A 12,307-nucleotide genomic window follows, 5' to 3' on the forward strand; every position below is an offset into this window, starting at 1 on the left:
GCGTCGGATTCAGAGCGAGGCCCGGTTGCGACGCCGCGACAGGATCTCGCCGGTGGCGACGAAGAGAATCGCGAGCAGGAACATCAACGTGCCGATCACGTTGACCTGCATGGGCAGGCCGCGCAGCGCCGCACCCCAGACGAAGATCGGGAAGGTGCTGACCGTACCGGCGTTGAGGTTCGTGATGATGTAGTCGTCGAAGCTGAGCGAGAAGGCGAGCAGCGCCGCCGACAGGATGCCCGGGAAGACCAAGGGGAAGGTCACCTTCCAGAAGGTGGTCTTCTCGTCGGCGTACAGGTCCATCGCCGCCTGCTGCAACGTCGAGTCCATGCCGGCGAGGCGCGCCTTGACCGTCATGACGACGTAGGACAGGCAGAAGGTGACGTGGGCGATGATGATCGTGACGTGGCCGAGGTGCCCACCCATCCGCAGCGCGATGAAGAAGGCGAGCAGCGAGGTTCCGAGCACGATGTCGGGCGTCGCCATGGGGAGCATCAGGACGGTGTTCGTCGTGCCTCGCCCCGAGAACTGGTGCCGCATCAGAGCGAACGCCGCCAGCGTGCCGATGAGGGTCGCGATCACCGTGGCGACAGCGCCGATCCACAGCGACGTCACCACCGAGCCGCAGAGCTGCGACGGCGCGCAGAGGTGGGTCCAGTTCGAGGTGCCGAACTCGTACCACTGGTAGGTCGTCTTCTTGCCGTGCTCGATGTTGAAGCTCATCGCGGCGACCACGATGTTCGGGATGTAGAGGAACAGCATCACCAGCAGGCCGATGAAGGCGATCATGTTGCCGCGCACCCAGCGCAGCACGTTGTGGATCGGTGCGCGGCCCTCGAGCCAGACGTTGGCCGCCTTCGTCGACATCAGCACCAGCGAGACCAGCGTGATCACGAGCCACCCGACAGCGAACCATGCCGCGATCGTCAGGTCGGAGTTGAAGAGCTTGATCGCCAGCAGCGCCGTGGCGACCGCCGCCGCCGCGCCGAACCCGAAGAGCCGATCGCGAGCCCCGGTGTCGTCGAGCGTCAGGGTCCGGGTCGCTGCCTGGATCGCGAAGCAGGCGACCACGGCCAGCACGACCAGGACGAACATGAGGAAGGCGAACGGCGGGCCCGCGAAGTTCAACGCGGTGCCGCTCACGTTGTAGCGGTGGAGGGAGAAGCCGACCACGGCCAGCAGGAGGCCGAGTACGGCGACACCGGACAGCACCCGCGCGAGCTCGACGCCCAGCACCAGACTGACCGGCTTGCGCTCGACGGTGGAGGTCGACGTACTCACAGGATCTCCTCCGTCCCGAAGCGACGGACATACACGAGGGTGGACACCAGGATGATCAACAGCAGCAGCACCGACAGGGCACCGGCCGAGGCGTAGTCCTGCGTGGAGGTGAAGAGGCTCTGGATGTCGGAGCCGATCACCCGGTCGGCGGTGGAGCCGAGCAGTTGGGCGTTGATGTAGTCGCCGACTGCCGGGATGAAGGTCAGCAGCGTCGCGCTGATGACGCCCGGCAGCGTGAGCGGCAGGGTCACCCGCAGGAACGTCTTGGAGGCGTTGGCGTAGAGGTCGCCGGCGGCCTCGACGAGCCGCTGGTCGATCTTCTCGATGCTCGTGTAGAGCGGCAGGATCGCGAAGGGCATGTAGTTGTAGGTCAGGCCGGCGATCGCCGCCACGGGCGTGGCGAGGATGCGGTCGTCGGCGCCGAGGATGTGCAGTGACTGCAGGGTGTGCACCAGCCAGCTCTGGTCGCCGAGGATGAGCTTCCAGGCGTTGGTGCGGATCAGGAAGCTGGTGAAGAAGGGCGCGATCACCAGCACCAGCGCCACGTTCTTCCAGCGACCGGTCTTGAAGGCGATCGTGTAGGCGAGGATGTACCCGAAGACGAGGCAGAACGCGGTCGCGATCAGCGCCCACCAGACCGAACGCCACAGGTGCGAGCCGTACGTCGAGATGACGTGACCGAAGTTCGCGAAGTGCCACGTCATGTCGTAGCCCGTGAGGACCGAACCCTCGGGGTCGTAGAGGCTCGTCGCGACCAGCGACACGAACGGGATGATGAAGAAGAGCGCCAACCAGACGGCGATCGGGAGGATCAGGTAGTACGGCAGCGAGCGACTGCGGCGCCCCGGTGTCCTCGGGTTCTCCGGCAGCTTCGGTTGCGGCGGTGCGGGGATGGCTGCGGAGGTCATCACTCCCCCTCGATGCCGGCGGTGGCGTCCTGGTCCGGCGGCAGCAGGAAGGCGAACTCCGGCCGCCACGAGAAGTCGACAGGGGTGCCGGGCGCCATCACGCCACGGGCGCCGGTGTTCTGCTCGAAGGCACCGATCTCCTGGCCCCAGGCGGTCCGGATGACGTACTGGGTGGAGACACCGATGAAGCTGGTGTCGACGACCGTGCCCCCGGTGAAGTGGTTGCCCGGCGCGTCGAGGGACTCCCCGGCCGGTGCCACGAGCACCTTCTCGGGACGGATGCCGATCCACCCTGCGCCGCTGCTGACATGTGCCCGGTCCCTCGGCACCGACACGGTGGTCCCCTGCATGTCGACCTTCACGACCGGCTGACCCGCCAGCGTGTCCTCCCCGAGGATGACGCCCTTGATCAGGTTCGACTGGCCCAGGAAGTTCGCGACGAAGGTCGTCGCCGGGTTCTCGTAGAGCTCGGTCGGCGAGCCCATCTGCTCGATCCGCCCGGCGTTCATCACCGCGATGGTGTCGGCCATCGTCATGGCCTCCTCCTGGTCGTGGGTGACATGGACGAAGGTGAGCCCGACCTCGGTCTGGATCCGCTTGAGCTCCATCTGCATGCCGCGACGCAGCTTGAGGTCGAGCGCACCGAGCGGCTCGTCGAGCAGGAGCACCTCGGGCTCGTTGATCAGCGCGCGGGCCAGGGCGACACGCTGCTGCTGGCCACCCGAGAGCTGGGTCGGGCGCTTGTCGGCCTGGGCGGAGAGCTCGACGAGCTCGAGCATGTCGGTCACCGGCTTGGCGATCTGCTTGACCCCGCGGCGCTTGAGCCCGAAGGCGACGTTCTCGCGGATGGAGAGATGCGGGAAGAGCGCATAGTTCTGGAAGACGGTGTTCACCGGGCGCTTGTAGGGCTTGTCGTAGGTGATGTCCGCGTTTCCGATCGAGATCGAGCCGGCCGTCGGGATCTCCAGGCCTGCCACCATCCGCAGGGTCGTCGTCTTGCCGCAGCCCGAGGGACCGAGCAGGGCGAAGAAGCTGCCCTGTGGGACGACGAGGTCGAGCGGGTGCACGGCGGTGAAGCCGTTCGCGTACGTCTTCTCCAGCTGGGAGAGGGTGAGGTCGCGACTGCCGGTGGCGGCAGGTGAGCTGAGCTCAGACACCTGAGACATGGGAGAAGTCCCCTTCGTAGTTGCGGATCTGGAACTCCTTCAGCGCCATGAACCCATGGGTCTGCTTCAGGTAGGTCTCGTCGGGAAGGATCAGGTTGGACAGGTCGGGGTCGGCGAGGATGTCGGGGTCGAGGTCCTCGAGGAACGGACGGATGCCGTTCACCGGGCTGACGTACCAGTTGTAGTCAGCGAGCTTCGCCGCGACCTCGGGCTCGTAGTAGTAGTTGATCCACTCCTCGGCCAGCGACTGGTGCTGGGCCTGGTTGGGGATCAGCATGTTGTCCGACCAGATCATCATCCCCTCCTCGGGCACGACGAACTTGAGGTGGGGATCCTCCGAGGCCGCCATGTCGCCGGACCACGCGAGGCACGCGACGGTGTTGCCCGCGGTCAGGTCGTCGGTGTACTCCTGCCCGGAGAAGGCGCGGATGTGACCGGAGGCCTTGGCCTTCTCCAGGAGCTCGATGCCCTCGCTCCACTGGGCGTCGGTGAAGTTGGCGGGGTCGTAGCCGAGGCCGAGGAGGACCAGCCCCATCGTGTCGCGCATCTCGGTCATCACCGCGACCTTGCCCTTGAGGTCGGGCCGGGTGAGCAGCTCCTTGATCGTGGCGGGTGGCTTGTCGAGGTACTTCTTGTTGTAGGCCATGCCCGTGAAACCGGCCTGCCACGGGGCGGAGTACTTCCGCTCCGGGTCCCAGTCGGGCGCCTTGAGCGAGCTGATGATGTTCTGGTGGAGGTTCGGCACCTTGGCCGGGTCGATCGGCTGGATCCACCCCATCTGGATCATGCGGGCCGCCATCCAGTCGGTGAGCATGAACATGTCGCGACCGGTCGAGGCGCCCGAGCCGAGCTGGTTGACGACCTTCTGGAAGAAGACGACGTTGTCGGTGACGTCGGTGTGGTAGTTGACCTTGGCCCCGAACTTCTTCTTGAACGCCGTGAGCGTCGAGACGTAACCGTCGTCATCCTCATCGATGTACAGCGGCCAGTTGCTGATCGTCAGCACCGGGTCGCTCGCCGAGATGTCCTTCGCCCGCCGCTTCGTGGGGTCCTGGTGCCTGTCGGGCGAGGAGAAGAGCGGCAGTGAGGCGACGCCGGCGATCCCTGCGACCGCCACGCCCCCGCCCTTGAGGAGAGTACGTCGCCTCATGCCGCTCCGACCTCGGTCTTCGACTCCGCCTCGGACCGTCGGATGTGGGCCCGGCCCAGAGCCCAGAAGCCGACGGCGATCGCGATGAAGGCGAGCAGTGGGATGAACTCGGTGAGGAAGAAGGTCCAGCGCTCGCTGTGCTTCCAGCCGTCCCAGATGTAGTCCGGGCCGAACCAGTCGTCACCGAGCCCGGGGAAGAGGATCTGGATCGTGCAGAAGACGATCGCGACCGTGGAGATGATCGTGAGGGCCGGCAGCCACGGCGCCCTGAACGGCCGTGGGTCACTCGGACGCCGGTGCCGCAGCACCCAGGCCGCAGGGAAGATGAAGAGGTAGGAGATCAGCGTCGTCGAGATCGCCATGTTGAGGGCGACCGAGAAGAACTTGGCCGCATTGCCGTCGGTGATCTCGAGCGTCGCGACGAAGACGATCGTCGACATGACGCCGGAGAGGACGTTGACGCGCACCGGCGTGCCGAAGCGGGCGGAGAACTGGCCGAAGTAGCGCGGCCCTGCGCCGTCGTAACAGGAGACCGCCAGGGTGCGGTCCGAGCCCATCACCCACGTCAGGCCCGAGGTGAAGGCGACGATCGCGATCAGGATGCCCATGATCAGGCCGATCAGCTGGCCGAAGCCGCTCAGTGACGCGGTCACGGTGCCGTCACCGGCGACGTCGACCGAGCCGCCGAAGACGGTCAGCGCCTGGCGTACGGCGGACGGGAAACCGTCGAGACCCGAGACCTGGTCCGAGGGGATCACGGTGAGGATGCCGAGCACCGGGACGCCGTACAGGAGGGCGGTCGTGATGACCGACTTGATGATGCCGGGCGGCACGTCACGTGCCGGGTCCTCCATCTCCTCGCCCGCGGCGCTCGGGAGCTCGAAGCCGACGAGGCTGAACAGGATGAGCGGGACCAGCGCAACGAAGCTGGAGAAGTCCGGCTTGTAGTCGGAGAACCCGAGACCGTGGACGCCGTGCTTCGCGGCGTAGAGGAGGACGGTGAGCAGGAAGACGCCGAGCAGGGCGAAGCGTGCGAAGGCACCGACCGTGGCGACCCACTTGCCGACCCGGAAGGAGAGGATCGCGAAGAGCGCTCCTGCCCAGATGAAGATCAGGCCGAAGACGTACCAGGCTGGCTTCGACCAGTCAGAGCCCGAGTGGATGAAGACCGAGAGGCCACCGATCGCGGTGCCGACCAGCGTGCCGCCCATCCAGACCGGGTTGGTGATCCAGTAGAAGAAGTTGTTGACCGCCCCGACGAGGTGGCCGAACGCCATCCGCACCCACACGTACGGGCCGCCCTCCTCCGTGTAGGCCGCGCCGAGCTCGGCGAGGATGAGGGACGACGGCACAGCGAAGAAGACCAGGCACAGCACGAGCCAGGTGAACCCCGACCCACCGCTTCCGGCGAGTGTTCCGAGACCGTCGACCCCGAAGAGGGTGCAGACGAGGAAGAAGTAGATGTCGCTGCGACCGAAGTGCTTCTGCAGCTTCGCCGTCTCCTCAGCGGTGTCGGCTGAGACGACGAGGTCGTCGGGGCGTGCGGTGGTCATGACGGTCCCTTCTGATGGCCAGCACCGGGATCGTGTCACGGAGCCGAGCGGCTGAACAAGGGAATCCGTGGTCAGGAAACACAAACGCAACGAAGTACCGCTGTGCGCGGTGTTCCAAACAATGGAAACCATCGTCCAGAATGTCCGCATGTCTCCAGACCCGACCCGGCCCGTGGTGGCGCTCGACGACGTCAGCAAGGCGATCATCGAGCAGTTGCAGGCGGACGGGCGCCGTTCGTACGCCGCCATCGGGAAGGTCGTCGGCCTCTCGGAGGCTGCCGTGCGCCAGCGGGTACAGCGCCTCGTCGACTCCGGCGTGATGCAGGTGGTCGCCGTGACGGACCCGCTGCAGCTCGGCTTCGCACGGCAGGCGATGGTCGGCCTCAAGGTGACCGGCTCGCTCGAGACGGTGGCCGATGCGCTCGCCGAGCTCGACGAGGTGGACTACGTCGTCATCACGGCCGGCACCTTCGACGTGCTCGTCGAGGTGGTCTGCGAGTCCGACGAGCGGCTGCTCGAGCTCATCTCCACGCGTATCCGCGCCGTGCCCGGCGTGATCAGCACCGAGACGTTCATGTACCTCAAGCTGCGCAAGCAGTCCTACGCCTGGGGCGTGCGCTGATGCCCCAGACGTCGTCGTACGGCGACCTCTCGCTGTGGCACGCCACGGCGGGTGATCCGCTCGAGCCGCGGGTGTCGCTCACGACCGATCTCGTCGCGGACGTCTGCATCGTCGGCGCGGGGTACACCGGCCTCTGGACGGCGTACTACCTCGCCGAGGCGCGCCCGGACATGCGCATCGTCGTGGTGGACAAGGAGATCGCCGGTTTCGGGGCGTCGGGCCGCAACGGCGGCTGGGCCTCCGCGCTCTTCCCGAAGGACCTGGGCTCGCCCGCGCTCGACGCCGCGATGCGTGACTCCGTGGACGAGGTGATCCGTGCGGCCGCGGCGGAAGGGATCGACGCCGACATCGCCAAGGGCGGCACCGTCGTCCTCGCCCGCTCGGCCGCGCAGTGGGCGAGAGCGCAGGCTGATGCGGCCCACTCCGGCCTGCAGCTCCTCGACGAGATCGATGCGCGCGCCCTGCTCAACGCGACCGACACGCTGGGCGGGACCTACACGCCCGACTGTGCAGCGATCCATCCCGCCAAGCTCGTCCGCGGCCTGGCCCGTGCGGTCGAGGCGCGAGGCGTCCCCCTCTACGAGCAGTCGCCGGTCATCGGGATCGGCGACCACGTCGTCACGACGGCGAGCGGTTCGGTGACCGCCGACGTCGTCGTCCGTGCGACGGAGGGCTACACCCCGACCCTTCCGGGGTTCGAGCGCGAGCTGATCCCCGTCTACTCCCTCGTCATCGCGACCGCTCCCCTGCCCGAGTCGGTCTGGGCCGAGATCGGGTTGCGCCGCCGCGAGACGTTCAGCGACTACCGGAACCTGATCATCTACGGCCAGCGCACCGCCGACAACCGCCTCGTGTTCGGCGGTCGCGGGGCGCCGTACCACTTCAACTCCCGCATCGCGGCCGGCAACGACCGCGACGAGCGCGTCTTCGCCTCGCTCTACGCGACCCTTCTCGAGATGTTCCCGGTGCTGCGTGGCACCAAGGTCACCCACTCGTGGGGCGGCGCCTTGGGCATCCCCCGCGACTGGTGTGCGTCCGTCGGGATCGACCGGCGGACGGGGCTGGCATGGGCCGGTGGGTACGTCGGCGACGGCGTGACCACCACCAACCTGGCCGGCCGGACGCTCCGGGACCTGATCCTCGGCACGCCCTCGCCGCTCGTCGAGCTGCCGTGGGTCAACCACCGCTCCCCCACGTGGGAGCCCGAGCCGTTCCGGTGGCTCGGCGTCAACGCGGGCCTACGCACGATGACCTTCGCCGACACCGAGGAGCGGGTCTCCGGCCGCCCCTCACTCGCTGCACGTCTCATGACTCCCTTTCTCGGCGGCCACTGACCGCGCCCTGCCGAATCGGGGCTTTCCTCCCGCCGAATCCGGGCTTTCCCGCGATCGAGCCGGGGATAAGGTCACGGCGTGACCCGACGGCATGTCCGACACCGTCCCGACCCGGTGGCGCTCCCGGTGCCCGAGGCACCGATCGATCCTGAGCGTGGCGGTCTCTACACCGCCACTGAGCTCTACGACACCACCTCGTACGCCGACTCGCTGGACGCCCGCGCCTATGCCTGGTCACGGGAACCGAAGTCCCCCGAGCGGGCGCGCCTACGGGCGCTGCACGACTTCGCGATCGATGAGGCCCTCGACGCCTGGATCGATCAGCGGAGCATCGTCGGCGTGATGGGCGGACATGCCGCGCTCCGGGGCGATCCCACCTACCTCGATGCGGTCCGGCTCGGCCACGAGCTCGGCGCGAAGCACGTCGTGGCGACCGGTGGTGGACCGGGCGCGATGGAGGCCGCCAACCTCGGCGCCTTCCTCATGTCCCGCCCGTGGGGCGAGGTCGCCGGTGTGGTCGACCGGCTGGTCGGCGTACCCACGTTCCTGCCCTCCGTGCAGGCCTGGGTCGCCCCTGCGCTGGAGGTCGTCCGCGACGTGGGCGAGCGGCCGCAGGCGAGCTCGCTCGGTGTGCCGACGTGGTTCTACGGGCACGAACCGCCCAACGTCTTCTGCGACGCGATCGCCAAGTACTTCCGCAACGCCACGCGAGAGGCGATCCTGCTCGAGATCTGCGACGCCGGGATCGTCTTCCTACCGGGCGCTGCCGGCACCGTGCAGGAGGTCTTCCAGGACGCGTGCGAGAACTACTACGCGCTTCCCGGCCGCGCCGCGCCGATGGTGCTGGTCGGGCGGGCCTACTGGACCGAACTGCTGCCGGTCTGGCCCCTGCTCGAGCGGCTCTCGCACGGCTCGCCCATGGAGGGGCACGTGCACCTCGTCGACACCCCGACGGACGCTGCTGAGCTCCTCGGCTGAGGAGGAGAGCCCGGATTCGGCGGTCAGGCGGCGGCGACGGGCCGGAGGCCTCGACGGCCTGCGACGACCTCGCGGTAGTGCCCCACCAGCAGGCCGTTGATCGCACACCACGAGCGGCCCTCGGTCCTGGCGCGCCCGAAGGCACCCATCCGGCGACCCAGCCGCGGGTTGTTGTAGAGCGTGCCGACGTAGCGGGTGAGGTCCTCGGCCGAACCCGGCTCGTACAGGAAGCCGGACTTGAGGTCGTCGACCACATCGATCGGGCCACCCTGACGCGGCGCCACCACCGGGACACCGGAGGCCAGCGCCTCCTGGGCGGACTGGCAGAACGTCTCGTGCCGGCCGGTGTGGACGAAGATGTCGAGCGAGGCGTACGCCGCCGCCAACTCCTCCCCGTGCAGCAGGCCCAAGAAGGTGGCCTTCGGCATCAGGCGCCGCAGCCGCTCCTCCTCCGGGCCGCCGCCGACGAGGACGACGGAGTAGCGCGGGTCCTCGGAGAGCTGCTGAAGGAGGCCGAGCTCCTTCTCGGGGGCGAGCCGGCCGACGTACCCGACGATGGTCTCGCCGTGGGGAGCGAGCTTGAGGCGGAGGCGGTAGTCCCGCTTCTCGGGGTGGAAGAGCTCGGTGTCGCATCCGCGCGGCCACAGCGCCGTGCCGCCGATGCCGAGCTCGGCGAGCTGGCTCAGGCTGGCCGTCGACGGGACGAGGGTGCGGTCCACCTTGCTGTGGATCTTGCGGGTCAGCGCGGCCGCGGCCTTGGGTCCGCCGGTGTGGTGGAGCAGCGGGTAGCGCTCGGCGAAGCCGACGAGGTCGGTCTGGTAGATCGCGACGACCGGGATCCCCATCTCGTTGGCGACCTTGATCGCCTGATAGCCGAGCGTGGCGGGACTTGCGACGTGGATGACGTCGGGACCGAAACGGTCGAAGATCGCGCGCAGCCGGCTGCGCGTCTCCAGGCCGAGTCGGAAGTCCCTGTAGAACGGGAGGGTCGCACCGCGGACGCGGAGGACCGGGAAGCCGGCGTACTCCGCGGGGCCGGTGGGTGCGATGAGGGCGGCCTCATGGCCCTCGGCCTCGAGGTGCTCGAGTACGCGGCGGACCGAGTTGGTCACGCCGTTGATCTGCGGCAGGAAGGACTCAGTCACCACCAGGACGCGGAGCTCGCTCATGCCTCCACGGTGAGTGCCGCGCCTGACACCTCGGGTGGCCCGAGGTGACGTGTCGGTGAATGCCTCCTGTCAGGAGGTCCGCTGCCAGACCCGCACGTAGTCCACATCGGTCGTCGCCGGGAACGGTGTCGCCGCCGTGGCCGCGTTGGCACTGTCGCCCAGTGCCATCGAGAGGGCGACGATGTAGCGCTTGGCGAAGGCGGGGTCGGCCGACGTGTTGACGAGGCAGGGAATGCCATTGATCGAGATCGTGATCGATGTCGCCGTCCAGTCGAGCGTGTACGTGTTCCACACGCCACGCACTGCGGCGCACATCGCCGTGTTGACGCCGATCGTCCACGGCGGATGGACGACCTCCTCGGAGTAGTGGAGGAAGGGGATGGCGATGAGGGGGTAGTTCGAGTAGGTCTCGGCGACGTCGATCTCACCCGAGGTCGGCCAGTTGATCTCGCTGTAGCGATCGTCGGGCCAGAGCCAGAACGCCTCGTGCAGACCCGGTGCCGTGGTCGCCGTGGTGCGCACCCGTGCCTCGAAGCGGCCGTACTGCTGGCTGAAGAGGTGGTAGCTCGAGATGGTGGGGGCCTCGATGGAGGCCGGGGCATAGCCAGGGCTGCAGGGCACGGGCGTGTCGACCTTGGCCATCGTCAGATGGAGCGCACCGTCGGCCACGTTGATGTAGCGCGGGTCATCGACGGTGCAGGCATAGTCCGGCCCGCCCGTGGGGAGGCCGACGTTGACCGCCCACTTGGTGCGGTCCAACTCGGTCTCGTCGAACTCGTCGTCGAAGGTGCACACGTACGGGGTGGCGTCGATGATCGTGATGCCGTCTCCGCACGCGGTGGTGGCCTCCGAGTCCGGCGTGGGTAGGACCGTCGGGAGGGGGGTGGGCATCGGAGTCGGTGTCGGAGTGGGCGTCGCCGTGCTGGGGGTGGGCAGGACGGTGATCGGCTTCGTGGCGCTCGGCTGCAGGACCTTCGCCTGCTTCTTCTTCCTCTTCTTCTTGTGCTTGTGGTGCTTCTTCTTGTGTTTCTTGGGCTTGGCGGCATGCGTGGTCGACGCGGTTGCCGTGCGGGTCACGGGCGGGCCGCCGCCATCCGGGACCGACGTCGGGGTGGCCGCGGCTGACGCCGAGGTGACCGGACCCAGCAGCGGCGAGGCGGTCAGTGTCAGCGCCAAGGAGACTGCAGCAGCAGCAACGGACGTCGTACGCATGTGGGTTCCTCTCAACGCTGAGATCGGTCCCGCCCGGGTCTCAAGCGTTCCGGGATCAGTGTGACGGACCTTTACCTTGAAGGGCTACCCAATACCGAAGCGATTAACCTGCGCGCCAGAGCACGCGGTCACCCGAAGGCCTTGTCGATGAGACCGGCGAGGTCGGGATAGCGCTGGAGATGGGCGCCACCGTTGATGTCGAGCGTCTCGCCGGTGATCCAGGCCGCGTCGTCGGAAAGCAGGAAGCGGATCGCGGCAGCGATCTCCTCCGGCTCGCCGGAACGGCCCAGCGGCGTGTTCTCGAGATAGCCCTCCCGAATCCCCGGGATGTCCATCGCCGGCTGCGTCAACGGCGTGACGACGAGACCGGGCGCCACCGCGTTCACTCGCACCCGGCGTGGAGCCAGCTCAAGCGCGGCAACTTCCGTGAGGGCCACCAGGCCCGCCTTCGCTGCGCAGTAGGCCGAGAGGCCCGTCCCCGGTTGGCGTGCGTTCAGCGACGTGAGCGAGACCAGCGACCCTCCGTCCGCGACATGCCGCCCAGCGTGCTTGAGCACCACGAAGGCGCCGGTGAGGCAGACGTCCACGACCCGCCGCCATTCGGAGACGTCGTGGTCGACCACGCGGGAGAGTGTGCTGACGCCGGCACAGTTGACGACGCCGGTCAGGCCGCCATCGCCTGCATGCTCTGCGGCGACGCGCTCGACGAGTGCCGCGACCGACGCCTCATCGGTGACGTCGACCTCCGCCTCCGCCCCGGCTCCGGGGAGGTCGGCGGCGATGACTCGGTGCCCAGGGGCGGCGAGGACTCCGACGGTGGCCGCCCCGATGCCCGAGGCGCCTCCGATCACGATCGTGGTCTGCATGACAGCTCCTGACAGAGGTCGAGACTTATTGACATGTGTCAATTGATGGATCTAACGTGACGCGAGTC

11 protein-coding genes are annotated in these 12,307 nt (G+C 68.0%); 3 read left to right on the forward strand and 8 right to left on the reverse strand.

Translation table 11 applies throughout. From position 1 onward, the window contains the following. Nucleotides 1-9: 9 nt before the first annotated feature. Genes LH076_RS11010 through LH076_RS11030 form a run of 5 tightly spaced genes read right to left on the reverse strand, consistent with a single transcriptional unit; the run spans nucleotide 10 to nucleotide 6,058 of the window. Nucleotides 10-1,281 carry an ABC transporter permease gene (locus LH076_RS11010; protein ID WP_227780750.1) on the reverse strand — a complete coding sequence of 424 codons (1,272 nt, stop codon included), beginning with the start codon at nucleotides 1,279-1,281 and terminating at the stop codon, nucleotides 10-12. After that, nucleotides 1,278-2,189: an ABC transporter permease gene (locus LH076_RS11015; protein ID WP_227780751.1), complete on the reverse strand. Its 912-nt coding sequence runs from the start codon at nucleotides 2,187-2,189 to the stop codon at nucleotides 1,278-1,280. The genes LH076_RS11010 and LH076_RS11015 overlap by 4 nt, the downstream gene beginning before the upstream one ends. Further along, on the reverse strand, nucleotides 2,189-3,355 hold the full coding sequence (locus LH076_RS11020) for an ABC transporter ATP-binding protein (protein WP_227780752.1): 1,167 nt from the start codon (nucleotides 3,353-3,355) through the stop codon (nucleotides 2,189-2,191). The genes LH076_RS11015 and LH076_RS11020 overlap by 1 nt, the downstream gene beginning before the upstream one ends. Then, nucleotides 3,339-4,505: a spermidine/putrescine ABC transporter substrate-binding protein gene (locus LH076_RS11025; protein ID WP_227780753.1), complete on the reverse strand. Its 1,167-nt coding sequence runs from the start codon at nucleotides 4,503-4,505 to the stop codon at nucleotides 3,339-3,341. Before LH076_RS11025 ends, LH076_RS11020 begins: the two co-directional genes overlap by 17 nt. Then, entirely contained in the window at nucleotides 4,502-6,058 is a 1,557-nt protein-coding gene (locus tag LH076_RS11030; protein ID WP_227780754.1) for an APC family permease, read from the reverse strand. The genes LH076_RS11025 and LH076_RS11030 overlap by 4 nt, the downstream gene beginning before the upstream one ends. 148 nt (nucleotides 6,059-6,206) lie before the next feature. On the opposite strand from LH076_RS11030, the gene LH076_RS11035 reads away from it, so the two are divergent. The 3 genes from LH076_RS11035 to LH076_RS11045 all read left to right on the forward strand — a co-directional run bounded on the left by LH076_RS11035 (nucleotide 6,207) and on the right by LH076_RS11045 (nucleotide 8,992). Then, nucleotides 6,207-6,680, forward strand: coding sequence for an Lrp/AsnC family transcriptional regulator (locus LH076_RS11035; RefSeq protein WP_227780755.1), 474 nt, complete (start codon nucleotides 6,207-6,209; stop codon nucleotides 6,678-6,680). After that, complete coding sequence (locus LH076_RS11040) at nucleotides 6,680-8,014, forward strand: NAD(P)/FAD-dependent oxidoreductase (RefSeq protein WP_227780756.1); 1,335 nt, start codon at nucleotides 6,680-6,682, stop codon at nucleotides 8,012-8,014. The genes LH076_RS11035 and LH076_RS11040 overlap by 1 nt, the downstream gene beginning before the upstream one ends. A 78-nt stretch (nucleotides 8,015-8,092) precedes the next feature. Continuing rightward, nucleotides 8,093-8,992: an LOG family protein gene (locus LH076_RS11045; RefSeq protein WP_227780757.1), complete on the forward strand. Its 900-nt coding sequence runs from the start codon at nucleotides 8,093-8,095 to the stop codon at nucleotides 8,990-8,992. Nucleotides 8,993-9,015: 23 nt separating this feature from the next. Here LH076_RS11045 and LH076_RS11050 read toward each other — a convergent pair whose 3' ends face one another. From LH076_RS11050 to LH076_RS11060, 3 genes are all read right to left on the reverse strand, one after another. Next, the gene (locus LH076_RS11050; RefSeq protein WP_227780758.1) at nucleotides 9,016-10,161 is read right to left on the reverse strand and encodes a glycosyltransferase family 4 protein; all 1,146 of its coding nucleotides are present in this window, start codon (nucleotides 10,159-10,161) and stop codon (nucleotides 9,016-9,018) included. Nucleotides 10,162-10,230: 69 nt separating this feature from the next. Beyond that, on the reverse strand, nucleotides 10,231-11,373 hold the full coding sequence (locus LH076_RS11055) for a family 16 glycosylhydrolase (RefSeq protein WP_227780759.1): 1,143 nt from the start codon (nucleotides 11,371-11,373) through the stop codon (nucleotides 10,231-10,233). 128 nt (nucleotides 11,374-11,501) lie between these two features. Continuing rightward, a complete protein-coding gene (locus LH076_RS11060; RefSeq protein ID WP_227780760.1) occupies nucleotides 11,502-12,239 on the reverse strand; it encodes an SDR family NAD(P)-dependent oxidoreductase in 738 nt (245 codons plus the stop codon). Nucleotides 12,240-12,307 lie beyond the last annotated feature (68 nt).

Origin of the sequence: Nocardioides sp. Kera G14 (assembly GCF_020715565.1) — a bacterium.
GTDB lineage: Bacteria > Actinomycetota > Actinomycetes > Propionibacteriales > Nocardioidaceae > Nocardioides.